Origin of the sequence: Thioalkalivibrio sp. AKL12, from assembly GCF_000377925.1 — a bacterium.
Taxonomy (GTDB): domain Bacteria; phylum Pseudomonadota; class Gammaproteobacteria; order Ectothiorhodospirales; family Ectothiorhodospiraceae; genus Thioalkalivibrio; species Thioalkalivibrio versutus.
On sequence record NZ_KB898892.1, the window covers coordinates 12,709 to 31,719 of the forward strand.

At 66.4% G+C, this 19,011-nt stretch carries 19 protein-coding genes, 1 other RNA gene, 1 pseudogene and 2 riboswitches; of the genes and pseudogenes, 13 read left to right on the plus strand and 8 right to left on the minus strand.

The window, feature by feature from the left end; translation table 11 throughout:
- Nucleotides 1–251 precede the first annotated feature (251 nt).
- A complete protein-coding gene (locus D579_RS14170; protein ID WP_081621682.1) occupies nucleotides 252–539 on the plus strand; it encodes a hypothetical protein in 288 nt (95 codons plus the stop codon).
- A gap of 444 nt (nucleotides 540–983) precedes the next feature.
- On the opposite strand, the gene gorA is transcribed toward D579_RS14170, so the two are convergent.
- Both gorA and D579_RS0103755 read right to left on the minus strand, forming a co-directional pair.
- Nucleotides 984–2,378 (minus strand): glutathione-disulfide reductase, encoded by a 1,395-nt coding sequence (gene gorA / locus D579_RS0103750; protein ID WP_018951155.1) that lies wholly within the window; start codon nucleotides 2,376–2,378, stop codon nucleotides 984–986.
- A gap of 199 nt (nucleotides 2,379–2,577) precedes the next feature.
- Nucleotides 2,578–3,327 (minus strand): glutathione peroxidase, encoded by a 750-nt coding sequence (locus D579_RS0103755; protein WP_018169361.1) that lies wholly within the window; start codon nucleotides 3,325–3,327, stop codon nucleotides 2,578–2,580.
- A 264-nt stretch (nucleotides 3,328–3,591) separates the two neighbouring features.
- On the opposite strand from D579_RS0103755, the gene ffs reads away from it, so the two are divergent.
- The 6 genes from ffs (at nucleotide 3,592) to D579_RS0103780 (ending at nucleotide 7,813) form a co-directional block, all read left to right on the plus strand.
- Nucleotides 3,592–3,688: signal recognition particle sRNA small type (ffs, locus tag D579_RS14565), an RNA gene on the plus strand.
- Between the two features lie 86 nt (nucleotides 3,689–3,774).
- On the plus strand, nucleotides 3,775–5,619 hold the full coding sequence (gene dnaX, locus D579_RS0103760) for a DNA polymerase III subunit gamma/tau (protein WP_018951156.1): 1,845 nt from the start codon (nucleotides 3,775–3,777) through the stop codon (nucleotides 5,617–5,619).
- Between the two features lie 51 nt (nucleotides 5,620–5,670).
- Nucleotides 5,671–5,997 (plus strand): YbaB/EbfC family nucleoid-associated protein, encoded by a 327-nt coding sequence (locus D579_RS0103765; protein WP_018146146.1) that lies wholly within the window; start codon nucleotides 5,671–5,673, stop codon nucleotides 5,995–5,997.
- A gap of 22 nt (nucleotides 5,998–6,019) precedes the next feature.
- On the plus strand, nucleotides 6,020–6,610 hold the full coding sequence (gene recR / locus D579_RS0103770) for a recombination mediator RecR (protein WP_018146145.1): 591 nt from the start codon (nucleotides 6,020–6,022) through the stop codon (nucleotides 6,608–6,610).
- 33 nt (nucleotides 6,611–6,643) lie between these two features.
- Nucleotides 6,644–6,988 carry a histidine triad nucleotide-binding protein gene (locus tag D579_RS0103775; protein WP_018169363.1) on the plus strand — a complete coding sequence of 115 codons (345 nt, stop codon included), beginning with the start codon at nucleotides 6,644–6,646 and terminating at the stop codon, nucleotides 6,986–6,988.
- A gap of 30 nt (nucleotides 6,989–7,018) precedes the next feature.
- On the plus strand, nucleotides 7,019–7,813 hold the full coding sequence (locus tag D579_RS0103780; RefSeq protein WP_018951157.1) for a hypothetical protein: 795 nt from the start codon (nucleotides 7,019–7,021) through the stop codon (nucleotides 7,811–7,813).
- A gap of 311 nt (nucleotides 7,814–8,124) precedes the next feature.
- Here the strand turns inward: D579_RS0103780 and rsgA are convergent, their stop codons facing one another.
- Genes rsgA through D579_RS0103795 form a run of 3 tightly spaced genes read right to left on the minus strand, consistent with a single transcriptional unit; the run spans nucleotide 8,125 to nucleotide 9,697 of the window.
- On the minus strand, nucleotides 8,125–9,021 hold the full coding sequence (gene rsgA, locus D579_RS0103785) for a ribosome small subunit-dependent GTPase A (protein WP_018951158.1): 897 nt from the start codon (nucleotides 9,019–9,021) through the stop codon (nucleotides 8,125–8,127).
- A gap of 27 nt (nucleotides 9,022–9,048) precedes the next feature.
- Nucleotides 9,049–9,384 carry a 4a-hydroxytetrahydrobiopterin dehydratase gene (locus tag D579_RS0103790; RefSeq protein ID WP_018169366.1) on the minus strand — a complete coding sequence of 112 codons (336 nt, stop codon included), beginning with the start codon at nucleotides 9,382–9,384 and terminating at the stop codon, nucleotides 9,049–9,051.
- The gene (locus D579_RS0103795) at nucleotides 9,377–9,697 is read right to left on the minus strand and encodes a cytochrome c (protein ID WP_018169367.1); all 321 of its coding nucleotides are present in this window, start codon (nucleotides 9,695–9,697) and stop codon (nucleotides 9,377–9,379) included. The genes D579_RS0103790 and D579_RS0103795 overlap by 8 nt, the downstream gene beginning before the upstream one ends.
- 128 nt (nucleotides 9,698–9,825) lie before the next feature.
- Here D579_RS0103795 and orn point away from each other — a divergent pair, with 128 nt between their 5' ends.
- Nucleotides 9,826–10,389, plus strand: a complete 564-nt coding sequence (orn, locus tag D579_RS0103800) for an oligoribonuclease (protein ID WP_018951159.1) — start codon at nucleotides 9,826–9,828, stop codon at nucleotides 10,387–10,389.
- 314 nt (nucleotides 10,390–10,703) lie between these two features.
- Here orn and D579_RS15285 read toward each other — a convergent pair.
- From D579_RS15285 to D579_RS0103810, 3 genes and pseudogenes are all read right to left on the minus strand, one after another.
- Nucleotides 10,704–10,910, minus strand: a pseudogene (locus D579_RS15285) (hypothetical protein).
- A gap of 437 nt (nucleotides 10,911–11,347) precedes the next feature.
- Complete coding sequence (gene nadC, locus D579_RS0103805) at nucleotides 11,348–12,181, minus strand: carboxylating nicotinate-nucleotide diphosphorylase (protein ID WP_018176406.1); 834 nt, start codon at nucleotides 12,179–12,181, stop codon at nucleotides 11,348–11,350.
- Nucleotides 12,182–12,245: 64 nt separating this feature from the next.
- Nucleotides 12,246–13,637 (minus strand): sodium:alanine symporter family protein, encoded by a 1,392-nt coding sequence (locus D579_RS0103810; protein WP_018169370.1) that lies wholly within the window; start codon nucleotides 13,635–13,637, stop codon nucleotides 12,246–12,248.
- A 158-nt stretch (nucleotides 13,638–13,795) separates the two neighbouring features.
- Here D579_RS0103810 and D579_RS0103815 point away from each other — a divergent pair, with 158 nt between their 5' ends.
- The 5 genes from D579_RS0103815 (at nucleotide 13,796) to tpx (ending at nucleotide 18,955) form a co-directional block, all read left to right on the plus strand.
- A complete protein-coding gene (locus D579_RS0103815) occupies nucleotides 13,796–14,716 on the plus strand; it encodes a ZIP family metal transporter (protein WP_018951160.1) in 921 nt (306 codons plus the stop codon).
- Nucleotides 14,717–15,018: 302 nt separating this feature from the next.
- Nucleotides 15,019–15,120: riboswitch (glycine riboswitch) on the plus strand.
- A gap of 1 nt (nucleotide 15,121) precedes the next feature.
- Nucleotides 15,122–15,233: riboswitch (glycine riboswitch) on the plus strand.
- A 120-nt stretch (nucleotides 15,234–15,353) separates the two neighbouring features.
- Complete coding sequence (gcvT, locus tag D579_RS0103820; protein ID WP_018951161.1) at nucleotides 15,354–16,457, plus strand: glycine cleavage system aminomethyltransferase GcvT; 1,104 nt, start codon at nucleotides 15,354–15,356, stop codon at nucleotides 16,455–16,457.
- 75 nt (nucleotides 16,458–16,532) lie between these two features.
- Nucleotides 16,533–16,925 (plus strand): glycine cleavage system protein GcvH, encoded by a 393-nt coding sequence (gcvH, locus tag D579_RS0103825; protein WP_018176402.1) that lies wholly within the window; start codon nucleotides 16,533–16,535, stop codon nucleotides 16,923–16,925.
- 84 nt (nucleotides 16,926–17,009) lie between these two features.
- Nucleotides 17,010–18,362 carry an aminomethyl-transferring glycine dehydrogenase subunit GcvPA gene (gene gcvPA, locus D579_RS0103830; RefSeq protein ID WP_018951162.1) on the plus strand — a complete coding sequence of 451 codons (1,353 nt, stop codon included), beginning with the start codon at nucleotides 17,010–17,012 and terminating at the stop codon, nucleotides 18,360–18,362.
- A gap of 65 nt (nucleotides 18,363–18,427) precedes the next feature.
- On the plus strand, nucleotides 18,428–18,955 hold the full coding sequence (gene tpx / locus D579_RS0103835; RefSeq protein WP_018951163.1) for a thiol peroxidase: 528 nt from the start codon (nucleotides 18,428–18,430) through the stop codon (nucleotides 18,953–18,955).
- Nucleotides 18,956–19,011 lie beyond the last annotated feature (56 nt).

The following is a 19,011-nucleotide window of genomic DNA, read 5'->3' on the forward strand; positions in this document are numbered from 1 at the left end:
CTGGGTCTATGCTTTGATTGTGCTTGGCGAACTCGTTCTCAGTTCTGGAATGCAATTCAAGACTGGATCGCTTGGGGAGGGACAAACTGAGCGTGCTGATCGACGCGTTTTAACCCCTTCAGGATAACGTCCGGGTGGTGGCAAGAGTGGCGATTCAATTCGCATGTTCGATAGGTAGTGCATTGGGGTTTTGCGGGCCGAGTGCCGAGTGTCCGAGACAACCCATGGAGAAACGCGAGATGACTGGCGCAATGCGAAAAACCCACAGGACCCGTAAGGGTGGGATCGGTTTCGCGGGCTTTCCGCTGTACCGGATGGCCCTGTTGCTGGTGGCTGCAGGGCTGCTGGCCGCGTGTTCCGACTCGGGTCCGGCGGAGGAGGCCGGCGAGGCGGTCGACGAGACCGTCGAAGATGTGGAGGACGACCTGCGTGGCTGGGTTGAGGACCTGCGCGAGGACGAGCCGCAAGACGGCGGACGCAGTCCCCAGGGGTATGACGACGAGTTCGACGAGGAGGGTCCGGCGCGCGATATGGATTGATCAAGTGCGCCATGTGCCTGAGCCGTTTTGGCAAGGCATTCGTTCAATCGGACACCGCGATCAGGAAACAAAAGGCTGGTGGGTGGGTTGCCATGAGCGGATGGCGGCTCGCCCATCAGCCTTTTTCGGTTCCGCGGGTGCGCGCGGTTTCCAAGTGATCGAACATGAACCACGCATGTTTCTTTGCTGATCCCGGGTGTTTCGGGAGAATCGCGGGCGTCTTAGGGTAGTCAGTAAATTTTACATTCTGATTCGTGCCGAATAAAAACGCCGTGCCTTCGATAGCGTCTCCCAAGGTCGACGCGTTCACCGCATCGGTCGGCTAGCGATCCTGGTCACACGGGCCTGAACAAGCGGGCACAGAGGCCCCGCGAGGAAAGCTGGTGAAGCCGCCCCGGTGGAGTTCCCCGGGGCGGTTTTTGCGTGGTGCGGGCGCGGCGCCCCTCAGGCGGCCTTGGCGATGCCTTCCTGGCGGCCCGGGCGGCCTTCCTTCAGGGTGACCAGTTCCTCGGCGCTGGTCGGGTGCAGCGGGATGGTCAGGTCCAGGTCGCGCTTGGTCGCGCCCATGCGCACGGCCACCGCGAAACCCTGCAGCATCTCGTCGACATTGGCGCCGATCATGTGGATGCCCACCACCTTTTCGTCGTCCCCGGCGCAGACCAGCTTCATTGCCACCGGCGGCACCTCGCCCTCGGCGAAGGCGCGGTTCAGGCCGCCGAACTGGGTTTCGTAGATACGCACCTTGTCTCCGTGCTTCTCCACTGCCTGCGGCTCGGTCAGGCCCACCATGCCCGCGGTCGGGTGCGTAAAGGTGACCGTGGGGATCTGGTCGTAGTCCACCGGCACGGGATTCGTCTCCGGGGCATACCAGTGCGCGGCCAGGCGGCGACCGGCGGCGATGGCCACGGGGGTCAGCGGCCCCTTGCCGATGATATCGCCCAGGGCGTAGATGCCCTCGACGTTGGTCGCCTGCCACTCGTCTACCGGGATGGTGCCGCCGCGGGCGATCTCGACGCCGACCTCTTCCAGGCCCATGTCCTGGGTGGCCGGCTTGCGGCCGACGGCCCACAGCACCTTCTCGTACGGGCCCAGTTCCTTGCCGCCTTCCAGTTTGACGGTGACCGCGCCGGGCTTGCCGCCCAGACCCGCGGCCTTCATGCCCAGATGGCGGCCGATGCCCTGGTGCTCCATGTGCTGGTCCAACGTCTGCGAGATCATCGGGTCGGCGATCTCCAGCACGCGGTCCTCCATGGCGACCACGTCGGTCTTCACACCCATGGAGCGCAGCATGCCGGCCATTTCCAGCCCGATGTAGCCTCCGCCGATTACGGCGATGGATTCCGGCAGCTCGGTCCACTCGAAGAAGTCGTCGGAGGTGGCACCCAGCTCGGCGCCCTCGAGCGGCGGTACCAGCGGGGCGCCACCCATGGCCAACACGATGCGCTCGGCGGTGTACTCGGTGCCGCTGTCACTGACCACCTTGTTCTTGTCGGCCAGGCGGGCGCGTTCCGGGATGTGGGTCACGCCCAGCTTCTCCAGGTGCCCGGACCAGAAGTTGTTCAGGTCCTTCAGCATTGCCTGGCGTTTGTTCGCCAGGTCGGCATAGCGGATGCCCTTGATCTCGACGTCCACACCGAACTCGCCGGCCTCGCGGGCGTGCGACAGGTGCTCCGCGGCGTACCAGGTGAGCTTTTTCGGGACGCAGCCCTCGTTCACGCAGGTGCCGCCCAGGGGCTTGGGATCGAACACGGCGACGCGGGCGCCGTGCGGGGCGGCACGTTCCGCAACGGCCAGGCCGCCGCTGCCGCCGCCGATCACGATGATGTCGTAGTGTTCCATGTCGGTTCCTCGAAGGATTCGGTCAACGTTGGGTTTAGTCGAAGTTTCGCATAACGACCGCCGTCGTTACGGTCGTCAGGGTTTGCCATCCGTGTCCGGACGTCCGTCCGGATTCGACGTCCGGACACGGATGGCCACCTGTGGGAGCAGATGGCCATCCGGGGCGGGCCGTGGACCCGCCCCGGGTGGTGGTGACGAGTTACGCCGCCTTTTTCTCGCGGGAGATCCACTCCTGCAGATCTTCCGCGCCGCCGATGCGGTGCCCGCCGACGAACACCTGCGGCACGGTCATCGCACCGGTAGCTGCCCGCAGGCTGCGCAGGCTGGCGTCGCGACCCAGCACGATCTCCTCGTAGTCGAGACCGGCGTTCTCCAGCATCTCCTTGGCGCTGGCGCAGTACGGGCAGCCCGGCTTGGTGAAGACCACCACGTCTTCGGGGCAGGCCGCGTCCGGGGCGACGTGGGCGAGCATCGTGTCGGCGTCGGAGACGACGAAGGGGTCGCCCGGCTCGTCCGGCTCGATGAACTGCTTCTCGATCACGCCGTCGCGCACCAGCATGGAGTAGCGCCAGGAGCGGTGACCAAAGCCAAGGTCGCTCTTGTCGACCAGCATGCCCATCTGTTCGGTGAATTCGCCGTTACCGTCGGCGATGAAGGTCACCCGGTCGGCCTGCTGATCGGCCTGCCAGGCTTCCATCACGAAGCCGTCGTTGACCGAGATGCAGACGATCTCGTCGATGCCATGCTGCTTGAGCACCGGTGCCAGCTCGTTGTAACGCGGCACGTGGGCGGACGAGCAGGTCGGGGTGAATGCGCCCGGCAGGGCGAACACGACCACGTTGCGACCCTTGAACAGGTCTTCGCTGCGGACGTCATTCCAGTCGTTGTCCTTGCGGCAGCGGAAGGTGACTTCCGGGACGCGCTGACCTTCGCGATTTTCGAGTTCCATGTTTCGTACTCCTGTTTGGGTGTTAATTGCAGTAGACCAGAAAGAAGATTTGGGTTCGGTCGAGGCGATGCCCGACTGCGAGACTCAAGATAAGGGCTGGCCTCTCATTGATCCAGTTTTCGTTCTCTATACGGTTGTTAGTTTTGGGCTATCGTCAGTTCCGGCCCTTGGTGGCGTCTCAAGGTTGACGCGTCCGCCGGAAATGCGGAAGCTTGCCGCCCGGATTCGGAAAGCCCGAATCGCGGTCCGCGTTATGGTGGTCCGTATCAGTCCCCTCGCGACGACAGGTTGTGAACCCCGCCAGGCCCGGAAGGGAGCAACGGTAGCAGCTGCGTCGGGCGCCGGGGTGTGGCGGGTGCGGGCCACCACCCTTTTCCTTGCGGCCCAGATTCCTGCGGTGATTGCCCCGCACCCGGGCACGCAACAGACTCCACTGACGGGGGAGGCATGAGTCACCAGGTTCTGGCCCGCAAGTGGCGCCCCTCGCGCTTCGAGGACCTGGTCGGGCAGCCGCATGTGGTGCGCGCCCTGGCCAATGCCCTGAGCGGCGAACGCCTGCACCACGCCTACCTGTTTGCCGGTACCCGCGGGGTGGGCAAGACCTCCATTGCCCGGATTCTTGCGCGCTGTCTCAACTGCGAGACCGGCGTGACGGCCACGCCCTGCGGCGAGTGCCGTTCCTGCGTGGAGATCGCCGAGGGTCGTCACCTCGACTTGATCGAAGTGGATGCCGCCTCGCGCACCCGGGTGGACGATACCCGCGAGCTGCTGGACAACGTCTCCTATGCCCCGACTACCGGGCGCTTCAAGGTGTACCTGATCGACGAGGTACACATGCTCTCGGAGAAGAGCTTCAACGCCCTGTTGAAGACCCTGGAGGAGCCGCCGGAACACGTGAAGTTCCTGCTGGCGACGACCGATCCGCAGAAGCTGCCGGTCACCGTGCTGTCGCGCTGCCTGCAGTTCAACCTGAAACCGATGCCGCCGGCGATGATCGCCGAGCACCTGACCCGGATCCTGGCCGCCGAAGGCGTCGAGGCGGAGCCGGGTGCGCTGCTGCGTCTGGGCGAGGCGGCTGAGGGCTCGATGCGCGATGCCCTGAGTCTGACCGACCAGGCGATTGCCTATGGCGGCGACCGTCTGAGCGAATCCGACGCCTGCGACATGCTTGGATTGCTCCCGCGCACGCGACTGGCCGCGCTGCTGGATGCGGTGTTTGCCGGGGACGGCCCGGCCCTGCTGGCGGGGCTGGCGGAGCTGGAGACGCTGGGACCCGACTGGTCGCGCCTGCTGGACGAGCTCGCCGCGCTGGTGCACCAGGTGGCGGTGCAGCAGGTGGCCGGTGCCACACCGGCGGCGGGCGAGGAGGCGCTGGTCTGGGCACACGAGGCCGCCGGCCGGGTCGACCCGGAAACGATTCAGCTGACCTATCAGATCCTGATCCACGGGGTGCGTGATCTGCCCTACGCGCCGGACGCGCGCATGGGCGTGGAGATGACCTTGCTGCGCCTGCTGGCCTTTCGCCCGGAGCCAGCCCCGGGGTCTGGGGAGGACGAGGGCCAGGCCGAACGCCGGCCGGCCACGGTGCGCAGGGAAGCGTCTGCGCCGCGCGCCGCGCCCTCCCGTAATGCCGCACCCGCGGTGCAACCCGCTGCAATCGAACCGGCCGTGCCGAAACCGGCCGCGCAGGCGGCCTCGCGCAGTGGTGAAAACTCGCCGCCGCCCCGCGAGCGGGTGAGCGAGCCGCCACCTCCGCGGGAGGCACCCACACCGCCGGTGCACGCCGATGAGCCCACGCACCGCGAGTCGTCGCCGCGACAGGCCACGCCGGCGGCATCTTCGACGGCGGAACCGGTGGCACCTGCCGTGGCCGCAGACGGGATGTTCGACTGGCACCGTTTTGCCGAGGGTCTGCCCATGGGGACGGTGCGCGAACTCGCCCTGCACGCGGAGCTGCGCAAGCATGATCAGGAGTGCGTGGTGATTGCGGTGGCTCCGGGTACGTTATGTACCGACCGGGCCAGGACCCGCCTGAAGGAAGCGCTGGAGAAGACGCTGGGCCACTCGCTGCGCCTGGAGATCGTCAACCAGTCCGAACCGTCGGAGACGACGCCCGCGGCGCGGCTTGCGGCCGCCTCGGCAGAGCGTCAGGCTAGCGCCGAGACGACCATGCGCGAGGACCCGGTGGTTCAGGCCCTGGGGCAGGAATTTGGCGCCGAACTGGGCGCGGTGCGCATTCGCGAAACCAACGAAGACAACTCCGCGGGCGACGCGTCGTCGGCCCCGCGCTAACCCGTCGAATACGGACAAACCCGCCTTTGTGCGGGGCAGGAGATCGAACCGATGATGAAAGGTGGCATGGGTGGCCTGATGAAGCAGGCCCAGAAGATGCAGGAAGACATGCAGAAGGTGCAGGCCGAGCTGGCCGAGATGGAGATCGAGGGCCAGGCCGGCGGCGGGCTGGTCAGCGTGGTGTTGACCGGCAAGTACGCCGCGCGCCGCGTGAAGATCGACCCCAGCCTGTTCGACGATGATCGCGACATGCTCGAAGACCTGGTGGCAGCCGCGATTAACGATGCGGTGCAGAAGGTCGAGTCCACCACGCAGGAGCGCATGGGCAGCCTGACCGAGGGCATGGGCCTGCCGGCCGGCATGAAGCTGCCGTTCTGAACCGGCGGAGCGGGCGCGCCTGATGGAAGCGGAACTGGACGAGCTGGTCCAGGCGCTGCGCTGCCTCCCCGGGGTCGGGGCGAAGTCGGCGCGGCGCATGGCGCTGCACTTGCTGGAGCGCGACCGCGAGGGCGCGCGGCGCCTGTCGCGGGCGGTGGACGAGGCCGTGGCGCGCATCGGGCATTGCTCGGTATGCCGCACGCTGACCTCGGCCGAGACCTGTTCGCGCTGCGCGGACCCGGAGCGCGATTCGCGGGTGGTTTGCGTGGTAGAGAGCCCCGGCGACGTGCTGGCGATCGAGTCGGCCACGGATTTCGGCGGTCGCTTTCACGTTTTGCTGGGCCGGTTGTCGCCGCTGGACGGGATTGGCCCGGAGGAGCTGGGGCTCGACCGACTGGAGGCCCGCTTGCAGGCGGAGGGTGTGGAGGAGCTGATCCTGGCGACGAACACGTCGGTAGAGGGCGAGGTGACTGCGCATTACCTCGCGGAGATGGCCGCACGTCACGGGATTCGTACCACGCGTATCGCCCAGGGTATCCCCAGCGGCGGCGAGCTGGAGTACATCGATGCCGGCACCCTGGCGCATGCACTTTCGGGTCGGCGCGAATATTGATGCGTGGTAATATTTCGATACAGGAGTAGCGGCATGACGGATTGCGTGTTCTGCAAGATCGTGGCGGGCGAGATCCCGGCCCGGGTGGTGTTCGAGGACGACGCGGTGCTGGCCTTCGAGGATCTGAACCCGCAGGCGCCCGAACATGTGCTGGTGATCCCGAAAACGCACATTGCCACGCTGAACGATTTGAGCGCTGCGGAGGCCCCGGTGATCGGGCAGATGGCCCGGGCCGCGGCGGAGATCGCACGCGATCGTGGATTTGCGGAGAACGGTTATCGAACCGTGATGAATTGCAACGACCACGGTGGGCAAACGGTCTACCATATACACATGCATGTCCTCGCTGGGCGTGCACTGAGCTGGCCCCCCGGCTAGCGACCAGGAACGACAACACGGATTGCTGGTGTGACGCGACAAGGATCGAACGGTGCAGCCCTGAAGCGGCCGCAGGCACAATGCCTGCGGCCGCTTCGTGCGCGCGCGTGGCGCTCGGGCTGGTTCGTGGTTTCGCTGGTGGTTGCGGGTCTCGCACTGGGCACGGGCGCTGCCAGCGCCGCCGACCGTTACTCGCTGGTTGCGCCACCCCAGACCCAGGGGATCGGTGGGGCGGGGGTGACGTTGCGCGACGAGCCGGAAACGGGTCGCGACACCGAATCGCGCTACCGCTTGTCGGTGCGCAGTACCGGCGATGCCTCGGCCCTGGACGAGGCCGACAATGCCTTTGGCGGGACACGCCTGTTCGAGGCGGTGGGTGGCTATCACCAGGAACTGGGTGGGGGCTTCGGCTACGGCCTGAATCTTGGGGTGGGCATGGAGACGCGTCCGGACTGGAACGAACTCGGGCCGTCCGGTGAGTCCACCGCGTACTTCACCGATTTCAGCTTCGGGCCGACCTTCGCCTCCGGGCGTTTCGACAGCCAGTTCCGAGTGGGCGTGCGCCAGCCCCTGTCCAGCGAGGATCGGGATCTGGGCTTCGGCTACGGTGATCGCAGTCGCGAGACGGGCCGCACCGCCGGTTACCTGAGCCTGGATGGCCGCCTGCGTCTGCAGAACCAGTCCGAGCTGTCCCTGAGCCTGTACTACGACGACTATTCGCTGAACTCCGCGGATAACTGGCTGGCCGATCGCCTCGAGTTCGAAGGCGTGAGCCGCGAGCCGGCCTCCTCGGTCATCGGCGTCGAGATGGGCCTGACCTTCTGATCCCGGCCCCCCGGCCGCGACAACCTGCCACACGTTTCGCCGCAACTCTCACTGCACGCCACCGTGCGGCCTCCCCGAGTTCGTCTGGCGCAACCACGACGTACACGAAGGCACGAAGAAGCGCTGGAAAAGCGATTCACAGGGCATTGGGAGGTTGGAAGAAATCCCGACTGGAATTCGTTGACTCGCACGGATCGTTGCGGGGCGCCACCGAACACGCGGTTGCCAATGCCTTTCTTCGTCCAGGCTTCCCCTTCCCGTTAATCGCTTGGTAACCCTGGGTGTTCTTCGTGCGCTTCGTCGAGGAAAAGTTACCCGCGCGCGCGGTTCTGGGCGGGGATCTCGGCGGCGAGGGCGTGCCAGGCCTGCAGGCGTGCGGCGGGGAGTTCGCCGGCCTCGATCGCGGCCAGTACCGCACAACCGGGCTCGCTCTGGTGGCGGCAGTCACGGAAGCGGCATTGATCACCGCGCTCCGCGATGTCCGGGAAGCCGCGCTCCAGGGTGTCCAGGGACGGGATTTCGGGCGTGAAATCGCGCACGCCGGGCGAGTCAATCCAGGCGCCGCCGTTGGCCAGTGGAAACCACTGGGCGGTGACCGTGGTGTGGCGTCCCTCGCCGGAGGCGGCCAGGTCGCCCGTGGTTGGCGCGATCGCGTCGACGATCCCGTACTGCTCGAGCAGCGCGGCGACCAGCGAGGACTTTCCGACACCGGACTGCCCGACCAGGATGTTGGTCTGGCCGGCCGCAGCCGCCGCCAGGTCGTCCAGTCCGAACCCGCTTTTGGCGCTGACGAATAGCGGATCCAGGTCCAGCTGGCGGTAGGCGTCCAGCCACTCGGGCCGGGCCGCGGGCCCCTCGTCCTGCTTGTTGATCAGCAGGCGGGGGCGGGCAGGCAGGTTGAGGATTGCCACCAGAAAGCGGTCGATCAGGTTGCGCGAGGGTGCCGGTTCCGGCGCGATCACAATCCACACGCAGTCGATATTGGCCGCGATGACCTTGCGCCGGCCGAAGCCGTCGCGACGCACGAGCACGTTGTTGCGATCCAGCTGGCGGGCCACCTCGTCGCCGGTGGCATCCAGCTCGACCAGGTCGCCGCAGGCGAGGTCGCGGAAGCGGCGGTGCAGGCGTAACCGACGCGGGGGCTCGTCGGCCCCCGCGATGTCGGCCATCTGGTTGTGGCGGGCGAAGACCCGGGCGATCTGCGTCAAGCTCGTACTCGGCCGTGGCGGGAAGGGTTAGTCGAACAGGGCATCGACGCGCGCGGCACAGATAAAGTCATTCTCGCTCAGCCCGCCGATGGCATGGGTCGAGAACTCCACCGCACAGCGGTTGAAGCCGACCGCCATGTCGGGGTGATGATCCTCGCCATGCGCGATCCAGGCGACGGCGTTCACGAACGCCATGGTCTCGTGGAAGTTCTTGAACTTGAAGCTGCGCTGGATACTCTTGCCGGTTTCGTCGATACCCCAGGCATCGTGCAGCTGTCCCAGGGCGCGCTGGGCATCGTCCCGTGGCATCGGGTTGGTAAAGCCTTCGCAGGACTGGCAGTGCTTGGTCTTCAGATCAGTCATCGAACTGGTAGTACTCCGCGTTGAGGTAGGCGACCACGGCATTGACCTCGTCGTCGAACCAGTTGGTGCCGAGATTCACGTTGCAGTTGTTAACCTGGGCCACCAGTTCGTCGTGCGAGCCGACCATGCGGTTTGATCGCGTGTAGAGGTCGGAGCCATCGCCTCCGACCATGTCGGCGTGACAGCTGATGCAGTTGTCGCTGTGCAGCTCCTGTCCCATGCGGATGTCATCCGCCAGCGCGATGTTCGCGCCGCCAAGGCTCAGGGCCAGCGCGGCAGTGCCGGCGGCAATACGTGCGTTGGTATGTCGCATTGTTCCCTCCTGATCACGGGGGTTGGAGTCCGGGGCCACAGGCCCCGCAACCATGATGATAGACTCCTGCGGCATATGAAAGGGCCGTGGTCGTCACACGACGGCCTCCCCGCGAAGGAGTACGCGACATGGCCGTGAATGCCGAAAACCTGATCTGGATCGATCTCGAGATGACCGGTCTGGAGCCGCAAACCGACCGGATCCTGGAGGTGGCGACCATCGTCACCGACAAGGACCTTAACATCCTGGCCGAAGGGCCAGTCATTGCCCTGTACCAGCCGGCCGAGGTGCTGGAGGGGATGGACGAATGGAACCAGCGCACCCATGGAACATCGGGGCTGATCGAACGGGTGCGCAACAGCTCGTCGGACACCCGCGATGCGGAGCAGGCGACCCTGGAGTTCCTGGCGCAGTATGTGCCGAAGGGGGCCTCGCCGATGTGTGGCAATTCCATCTGCCAGGACCGGCGCTTCATGGCGCGCCTGATGCCGGAGTTGGAGCAGTACTTCCACTACCGCAATCTGGATGTCTCCACCTTGAAGGAGCTGGCGCGGCGCTGGGCGCCGGACGTGATCGCGCAGTTGCGCAAGAACGCGTCGCACCAGGCCATGCAGGATATCCGCGATTCCATCGACGAACTGCGCCTGTACCGCGAACGCTTCATCCAGCTCCCGCCCGCCTCGCAGAACTAGCCTCCCGTCCTTCCAGGCCCCATGGCGCACTCGGCGTGTGTGCTGCGTGGCGCACAGGCCGGGCCCGGTTCTTCCTCGGGTGTTTACGGTGGGCTCTGTCCGGCGCTGACCCGGGAGGCTGGTCCCGGTTCATCCTCAGTGTTTACTTGCCTCTGGTCCGCCGCCTGCCAGGCGCTTTCTCGCGAGCGCACCGCGAGGTACTTTCTTGCTTGCCCAAGAAAGTACCCAAAGAAGGGCCCCCGGATTCCGCCCGGGAACCTTGCTCCAGGGCCCTCGGGCCGGCGGCGCTGAACTCGCTGCGCCTTCGGCTTCGCTCAGACATCCAGCGCCTTCTCCCGGCCCGAGAACCCTTCCGCAAGGGGCTCCATACGGGAGGAGAAAGTCAAAACCGACGCTACTCCGACATTCCTGCCCAGCCATAGGCACTGCCACCCGAACAGCCCCGGCGCCCGCTACGCGGGCGCGGCACGCAACGGCCAAAGGCCGAGCGTGCCGAAGATGTCCGAAAGCCTAGCCATCATCCATTAGCCATAGCGCCGGGATAGCCGTTGTTTGGACCTACCTCCCCGTTGTCGTCGCGCCGAGTGGAGAGGCTTTTCGCGGGATTCAAGGCGCTGGATGTCTGAGCGGAGCCGCAGGCGCAGCGAGTTCAGCGCCGCCCGCGAAAAGCCTCGGAGCGAGGGAAACCCCGGCCCGCGCAGCGGGCCGGGGTCGCGGCAGTCGGGCGTGTTTCTTGGGTACTTCTTTGCACGAGCAAAGAAGTACCTCGCGGCGCGCTGGCGAGTCAGCGCGTGGCAGGCGGCCGGACGCAGCCACCGTGAACACCGGATGGCGAACCGTGGCCAGCCACAACCAGGCATGCGGCGGACCGAAGCCCTCCTAAACACCAGTGGATGAACCAGGCCCGGCCCCAGGCGGCGAGTGGAGCCCCGTAATCGTGGGGATCGCAACCGTAGGGCTAGTCCAGGCGCAGGGAGTAGTCGATGGCGTGGAGGTGCTTGGTCAGCGCGCCGACCGAGATGTAGTCCACGCCGGTGGCGGCGATGGCCGCAAGGGTATCCGGTGTGACCCCGCCGGAGGCCTCGGAGATCGCGCGGCCGCGAATGCGCTGGACGGCCGTGGCCAGATCTGCCATCGACAGCTCGTCGAGCATGATCACGTCGGCCCCGGCGGCCAGGGCCTGATCGACCTCGTCGAGGTTCTCGGTCTCGACCTCTACCCAGCGCCCGGCACCCAGGGTGCGGGCCCGTTCCACTGCGGCCGCGATGGAGCCGCAGGCGGCGATGTGGTTTTCCTTGATCAGCACGGCATCCCACAGGGCGAGGCGATGGTTGTGGCCGCCGCCGCAGCGCACGGCGTACTTCTGCCCGTGGCGCAGGCCCGGGAGGGTCTTGCGGGTATCGAGGATGCGGCTGTCGGTGCCCTCCAGGCGGGCGACCCAGCGGGCGGTCTCGGTGGCCGTTCCGGAGAGGGTCTGGAGCAGGTTGAGGGCCGCGCGTTCGGCCGCCAGAACGGCCCGTGCGGGGCCTTCCAGGGTGGCGATCACGCGCGGTTCGTCGTCCACTTCCACGTGGGTGCCTTCGGCCACCTGCCAGTCGATCCGGGTCTCCGGCGCGAGGCTGGCGAACACGCGGTCGAACCAGGGCTGGCCACAAACGATCGCGCTCTCCTTCAATAGCAGCGTGGCGCGCGCCACCCGTTCAGCCGGGACCAGGGCGGCGGTCAGGTCGCCGTCGACACCATCGGGGCCCAGGTCCTCCGCGAGGGCGCCTTCGACCTCGCGCACCAGCATGGCCGCGTCCGGACGTGCGGGGCCCTGTGCGAACGGGTCGGATGGACCGCCCGCAAAGCTGTGCTCATCCCTCATGGCGATCCGGCATCGGGCGATGCGCCACGTAGTCGTCGCGCAGCTTCTTGACCAGGCCGGCCAGCAGGATCAGCGCGATCAGGTTGGGTGCGGCCATCAGGATGTTGGCGATGTCGGAGAAGTTCCAGACCACGCCCAGCGGGATGGTCGCGCCGATCACGATGAGGATGACGAACACGACGCGGTAGGGCATCACCGCGCGTTCGCCGAACAGGAAGTAGGCCGAGCGGTCGCCGTAGTAGGACCAGGCGATCATGGTGGAGAAGGCGAATAGCATCAGGCTGATGCCGACCACCATGGCGCCGAACGGGCCCAGCGTGGAGCTGAAGGCGGTGGCGGTCAGCGAGGCACCGACCACGTCGTCGGCGCGGTCGATATAAGCCCCGGTGACGACAATGGCGAGGCCGGTCAGGGTGCAGACCACGATGGTGTCGATGAACGGCTCGAGCATGGCCACCGAGCCCTCGCGCGGCGGGTCGCCGTTCTTGGCCGCGGCGTGCGCCATGGCCGAGGAGCCCAGGCCCGCCTCGTTGGAGAACATGCCGCGCGCAACGCCGTACTGGATGGCGAGGCCGATGGCACCGCCGCCGGCGGCCCAGGGGTTGAGCGCGAGATTCAGGATGGTGCCGATCGCGGCCGGGACGGCCTCGATGTTGGCGGCGATCACCACGAAGGCGCCCAGCATGTAGATCACGGCCATGAACGGGACGATGGTCGAGGCGATCATGGCGATGCGTTTCACACCGCCGATGATCACCAGCGCCACCAGCACGGCCATGGTCAGGCCGATGATCAGGGCCATCCAGCCCATGATGTCGTCGTCGGCGCGCAGATCCGGCACGATGAAGGTCAGGCCGTCGACCACCGAGTTGGCCTGCACCATGTTGCCGATGCCGAACGAGGCGATCAGGGTGAAGACGGCGAACAGAATCGCCAGCTTCTTCATCTTGAGGCCGTGGAGCAGGGTGAACATTGGCCCGCCGGCGATGCTGCCGTCCGGGGCGATCTCGCGGTAGCGAACGGCCAGGGTGGTCTCGGCGAACTTGGTGGCCATGCCGAAGAAGGCCGTCACCCACATCCAGAACAGCGCCCCGGGGCCGCCCAACGCGATGGCCGTGGCCACACCGGCGATGTTCCCGGTACCGATGGTGCCGGACAGCGCGGTCGACAGCGCCTGGAACGGCGAGATCTGCCCGGTGCCGCCGCCGCGTCCATCTGACCCGCGCAGGGCGCGCCAGCCCTCGCGGAATGCGACGACCTGGACCAGCCCCAGGCGAATGGTGAGGTAGAGCCCGGTGCCCAGCAGCAGGATCAGGGTGAGCGGGTTGCCCCAAAGCAGGCCGGCGGTGTCGCCGAGGAACTGGTCGATGGTGTCGAGCATCGGTGGGTCCTTGTGGTCCGGAGCGGCTTTGGCTGAAAACTCTACCGCGCACAACGGGTGTTGACGATAGCTTTTGTCGAACCCGGCCATTGGGCGCGTCTGTGGAACGCCGCGATGGACCCTGTTTCAATGGCGGCTTCGACTCTCAAGGACGACGCATGACCGAACCCTCTCCCGCCGTTTCCGAGCCGGATCACGGCAAACCGGTGCCCCGGATCTTCCTCGTCGGATCGCTGATCGCGCTAGCGGTCTTCATCTGGCTGGTCAGTCTGCTGTGGCCGATGCTGGAAGAACGCATTGCCGATCTGAGCACCCTGCAGATCGGCTTGCTGGCGAGTTTCGTCGCCGGTCTGATGACCGCGGTGGGGGCGATCCCGATCTTCTTCCTGCGCCGCATCAGCCAGTCGGTCGAGGATGCAATGATGGGCTTCGGCGCCGGGGTGATGCTGTCGGCCACGGCCTTCGAGCTGGTGCTCCCCTCGGTGGAGCAGGCGGAAGCGCAGTACGGTGGCGTGGGCATGGCCATTGTCGTGTTGGCGGTGGGGATCGGGCTGGGTGGCGGTGCATTGCTGGCGTTGCACAAGCTGGTGCCGCACGAGCACTTCTTCATCGGGCCGCAAAGCGGGGCCGACCCACAGAAGATCCGTCGCGTCTGGTTGTTCATCTTTGCAATCGCACTGCACAACCTGCCGGAAGGCCTGGCGGTGGGGGTCGGCTTCGGCGGCGATGACGTGAGCGACGGGATCGCGCTGGCCATCGGGATCGGGCTGCAGAATATGCCCGAGGGGCTGGTGGTCGCCATCGCCCTGCTGTCGCTGGGCTACAGCAAGTGGGCGGCATTCGGGGTGACGTTGCTGACGGGCCTGGTGCAGCCGATCGGCGGACTGATCGGGGCCGGAGCGATCACGCTGATGGAGTTCCTGCTGCCCTGGGGGCTGGCGTTCGCGGCCGGGGCGATGCTGTTCGTGATCAGTCACGAGATCATCCCCGAGTCGCACCGCAAGGGCCACGAGGCCCAGGCCACGGTGGGGGTGCTGGTCGGCTTCGTCGTCCTGCTTGCGATCGACATGGCCTTGTAGGGCGCGCCCAGAGTGTCGCCCGCGCAGAGTGTCGCCACTGGCACCGTCATTGCGAGGAGCCGCAGGCGACGCGGCAACCTCCGTCCGAAACCACCGGATGCTGATCGTGACGCACTGCCAGCTTTCGGAGGTTGCTTCGTCGCCTTCGGCTCCTCGCAATGACGGTGTTTTTTGGATGCATGCGGGGGCAGGTGACGGGGCAGGCCGCGGCGCCGGAATAGTGGCGCGGCCCGTCCGGGCTTTCGCAGCGAGGGTATTTTGGTCTACAATTACTTTCGTCTGTGGGCGCTCGACAATGCCCGCACACCGTTCTGGAAGAGATCTGCGATCGCCAGTCGATTGGCAGACGCCGAAGGCGCAACATCCGCCCGGAATCGCTCAGGCTACAGGACCGGAACGGTGCAGGAGACACACTCTGGAGAGCGGCCGGAAACGGCCCACCGAAGGGGGCGGTCACGCAGTCCGACAACGGGCTGACGCGACGCAAACTCTCAGGTTTCAGGACAGAGGGGCGGCTGGCAGATTCATTCTGCCGGCCGCCCCTTTTTTTATGCCCGGAGCGCGGCGGCCGGGCCTCGCGGTTCTACCGGCGGATGCCGGCGAGCCGACCACGACACGCAAGCAAGGCGAGAACTAGATGACGACGTTGAAGACAACTCCGCTCCATGCCGCGCATCAGCGCGCGGGGGCCAAGCTGGTCGATTTCGCCGGTTGGGAGATGCCGCTGCATTACGGCTCCCAGATGGAGGAGCACAAGCGGGTGCGCGAGTCCGCCGGCATGTTTGATGTCTCGCACATGCAGGTCGTGGATATCCACGGCCCGCAGGCCCAGGCCTTACTGCGCTATCTGCTGGCCAACGACGTGGCCAAGCTGAAGACCGAGGGTCGCGCGCTGTACAGCTGCATGCTGAACGAGGCCGGCGGCGTGATCGACGACCTGATCGTCTACTGGACCGGCGGCGATACCTACCGCGCGGTGGTCAATGCCGCGACGGCCGAGGGCGACATCGCTCACATGCAGGCGGTCGCGAAGGACTTCGACGTGAACGTGGAGCCGCGCCCGGAGTTCGCCCTGATTGCGATTCAGGGCCCGCAGGCGGTAGAGAAGACCCTGCCGCTGTTGCCGGCCGATCTTCGCAATGCGGGGGATCTCAAGCCGTTTTCCGCGGTCTGGAATGACAAGTGGTTTGTCGCCCGCACGGGCTACACCGGCGAAGACGGCTTCGAGGTGATGCTGCCGGCGGAGGAGGCTGACGGTCTCTGGGAACAGCTGAAGGATGCCGGCGTGCACCCCATCGGCCTCGGCGCGCGCGACACCCTGCGCCTGGAGGCTGGCATGAATCTCTACGGCACGGACATGGACGACCAGACCAATCCGCTGACCGCCAACCTGGGCTGGACCATCGCGCTGAAGGATGCCGAGCGGGACTTCATCGGCCGCGCGCCGATCGAGCAGTCGAAGGCCGAGGGCGTGAAGGAACGCATGGTGGGGCTGGTGCTGGATGGTCGCGGGGTGCTGCGTGGCGGCACCCGCATCGAAACCGAGGCCGGCGACGGCGTGGTCACCTCCGGCAGTTTCGCGCCCAGTCTGGGCGTGTCGGTCGCGTTCGCGCGTATCCCGGCCGGGGTCGAGGCCGAGCAGCTGCACGCGGACATCCGCGGCCGCAAGCTGCCGGTGCGGGTGGTCAAGCCGGTGTTCGTCCGCAACGGCGAGCCGCAGATCGATCTGCCGAAAAACTGAAGCGAGGATTGCCTCATCCCGCGTGCACCGGACTACACTGCGCAGGCGGGATCTAACAAGCAAAAGGAAGATGTCATGAGCGAAGCACCGAAGGACCTGAAGTACACCAAAAGCCACGAGTGGGTGCGCAGCGAGGCCGACGGCAGCGTGACCGTGGGTATCACCGATCACGCGCAGGAACTGCTGGGCGATCTGGTGTTTGTCGAGGCCCCGGAAGCGGGTAGCACCATCGAGGCCGGCACGGCCTGCGCCACGGTGGAGTCGGTCAAGGCCGCCTCGGATATCTATGCGCCGATCTCCGGTGAGGTGACCGCGGTCAACGAGGACCTGGCCGACAGCCCCGAGAAGGTCAACGAGTCGCCCTTCGAGGATGGCTGGCTGTTCAAGGTGGAGCCCTCCGATGCCGGCCAGCTGGATGCACTGATGGATGCGGATGCCTATGCCGCGCACGTCGAGGCGGAATCCTGAGCGTAGCCGCGTATCACCGGTCCCGGCCGCGTCCGGCCGGGACCCAACCGAACTTCGCCGCAATCGGCGAAAGCGAGACCTGACATGCCGTTTATCCCGCATACCGAAGAAGACATCCGTGCCATGCTCGACAGCATTGGCGCCGAATCCGTCGAGGACCTGTTCGACGAGATTCCCGCCGACCTGCGTGCGCCGCCACTCACGGGGATCCCCGAGGGCGAGAGCGAAATGGGCATCACCCGCCTGATGCAGGAGCGGGCTGCGAAGGACGGCATGCCATCGAATTTCATCGGGGCCGGTGCCTACGAGCACCACATCCCGGCCGCCGTGTGGCAGATCGCTACCCGCGGCGAGTTCTACAGCGCCTACACGCCGTACCAGGCGGAGGCCAGCCAGGGCACGCTGCAGCTGATCTACGAATACCAGACGATGATCAGCCGCCTGACCGGGATGGAGGTCTCCAACGCCTCCCTGTATGACGGTGCCTCCGCCCTGGCCGAGGCCGTGCTGATGGCGGTGCGCGTGAATCGCCGCTCCAAGGCCAAGCGCGTGCTGCTGCCGGGGGCGCTGCACCCGGACTATCGGAAGGTGGTGAAGACGCTGATCGGCAACCAGGGCATCGAACTGGTCGAACTGCCGTTCGACGAGACCACCGGCCAGACCCCGGTGGAGGTGCTGGCGCCGTATGCGGACGACGACGTTACCGCCATGGTGATCAGCCAGCCCAACTTCTTCGGCATCCTGGAGGACGTGGATGCCCTGACCGGGTGGGCCGAGGAACGCGGCATCCCGGTTATCGCCGTGGTGAACCCGGTCTCGCTGGCGCTGCTGAAGCCGCCGGGCGAGTGGGGCGCCAATGGCGTGGACATCGTGGTCGGCGAGGGCCAGCCGCTGGGTGCGCCGCTGTCGTCCGGCGGGCCGTACTACGGCTTCATGACCACGCTGAAAAAGCATATCCGACAGATGCCGGGGCGCATTGTCGGCCGCGCCGAGGACGCCGACGGCAAGCCCGGTTTCGTGCTGACCCTGCAGGCGCGCGAGCAGCATATCCGCCGCTCCAAGGCGACCTCGAACATCTGCACCAACCAGGGACTGGTGGTGACGGCGTCGACGATCCATATGTCGCTGCTGGGTGACGAGGGCCTGACCCGCGTGGCCGAGGCCTGCTACGCCAACACCCATGCGCTGGTGGAAAAACTGGCCGCCAAGGGCATCAAGCCGCGCTTTACCGGCGAGTACTTCCACGAAGTCGCGCTGGACTTCGGCGGCGATGCCGCGACCCGCGTGCAGACCATGGCCGATGCCGGCGTGCTGGCGGGCCTCGAGCTGAGCCGGGATTATCCGCAGCTGGATGGCTGCGTGCTCGCCTGCGCCACCGAGACCAAGACCGAATCCGACCTGGAGCAGTACGTGACCACTTGGGAGCAGGCCGCCTGAGGCGGTTATCGGCTTCCCACGGTCAACGACACCAAGCGCCATACACATCAAGCCGGGAGGCAACCATGGCCGAAATCAAGCTGCAAGGTAATCCGATCAACACCAACGGCGATCTGCCGCACGTGGGCTCGCCGGCCCCGGACTTCAAGCTGACCAACAAGGATCTGCAGGATGTCTCGCTGGCCGACTTCGGCGACAAGCGCAAGCTGATCTCCATCGTGCCCAGCCTGGATACCCCGGTCTGCGCCGACTCCACCAAGAAGTTCAACGAGATGGTCGCCAGCCGTCCGGATCTCGAGATCCTGATCGTCTCCGCCGACCTGCCGTTCGCGATGAGCCGCTTCTGCGCTGCCGAGAACCTGGAACGCGTGACCGTGCTGTCGATGATGCGTGATCGCGATTTCGCCAAGGACTACGGCGTGCTGATCCAGGACGGCCCGCTGGCCGGGATCACCGCGCGCGGTGTGGTCGTGCTGGATACCGACAACCTGGTGATGCACGCCCAGCTGGTCTCCGAGATCGGCGACGAGCCGGATTACGACGCCGCGTTCGCGGCCCTGGATGATCGGGCCAACCTGAGCCCGACCCAGTAATCGGCCGGACTCCCTCCGTGCCGCCGGTGGCCGGGCCTGTGCCCGGTCGCCGTCAC

What these genes read in the sequence shown, in the direction of transcription:
- gorA (WP_018951155.1), bottom strand. Translation starts at nt 2,378, where the DNA reads ATGGAACACTACGACATCATCGTGATCGGCGGCGGCAGCGGCGGCCTG.
- recR (WP_018146145.1), top strand. Translation starts at nt 6,020, where the DNA reads ATGGAAGCGGAACTGGACGAGCTGGTCCAGGCGCTGCGCTGCCTCCCC.
- D579_RS0103775 (WP_018169363.1), top strand. Translation starts at nt 6,644, where the DNA reads ATGACGGATTGCGTGTTCTGCAAGATCGTGGCGGGCGAGATCCCGGCC.
- D579_RS14170 (WP_081621682.1), top strand. Translation starts at nt 252, where the DNA reads ATGCGAAAAACCCACAGGACCCGTAAGGGTGGGATCGGTTTCGCGGGC.
- gcvPA (WP_018951162.1), top strand. Translation starts at nt 17,010, where the DNA reads ATGCCGTTTATCCCGCATACCGAAGAAGACATCCGTGCCATGCTCGAC.
- D579_RS0103815 (WP_018951160.1), top strand. Translation starts at nt 13,796, where the DNA reads ATGACCGAACCCTCTCCCGCCGTTTCCGAGCCGGATCACGGCAAACCG.
- gcvT (WP_018951161.1), top strand. Translation starts at nt 15,354, where the DNA reads ATGACGACGTTGAAGACAACTCCGCTCCATGCCGCGCATCAGCGCGCG.
- D579_RS0103795 (WP_018169367.1), bottom strand. Translation starts at nt 9,697, where the DNA reads ATGCGACATACCAACGCACGTATTGCCGCCGGCACTGCCGCGCTGGCC.
- D579_RS0103810 (WP_018169370.1), bottom strand. Translation starts at nt 13,637, where the DNA reads ATGCTCGACACCATCGACCAGTTCCTCGGCGACACCGCCGGCCTGCTT.
- nadC (WP_018176406.1), bottom strand. Translation starts at nt 12,181, where the DNA reads ATGCTGGTGCGCGAGGTCGAAGGCGCCCTCGCGGAGGACCTGGGCCCC.
- dnaX (WP_018951156.1), top strand. Translation starts at nt 3,775, where the DNA reads ATGAGTCACCAGGTTCTGGCCCGCAAGTGGCGCCCCTCGCGCTTCGAG.
- D579_RS0103755 (WP_018169361.1), bottom strand. Translation starts at nt 3,327, where the DNA reads ATGGAACTCGAAAATCGCGAAGGTCAGCGCGTCCCGGAAGTCACCTTC.
- gcvH (WP_018176402.1), top strand. Translation starts at nt 16,533, where the DNA reads ATGAGCGAAGCACCGAAGGACCTGAAGTACACCAAAAGCCACGAGTGG.
- D579_RS0103790 (WP_018169366.1), bottom strand. Translation starts at nt 9,384, where the DNA reads ATGACTGATCTGAAGACCAAGCACTGCCAGTCCTGCGAAGGCTTTACC.
- D579_RS0103765 (WP_018146146.1), top strand. Translation starts at nt 5,671, where the DNA reads ATGATGAAAGGTGGCATGGGTGGCCTGATGAAGCAGGCCCAGAAGATG.
- orn (WP_018951159.1), top strand. Translation starts at nt 9,826, where the DNA reads ATGGCCGTGAATGCCGAAAACCTGATCTGGATCGATCTCGAGATGACC.
- tpx (WP_018951163.1), top strand. Translation starts at nt 18,428, where the DNA reads ATGGCCGAAATCAAGCTGCAAGGTAATCCGATCAACACCAACGGCGAT.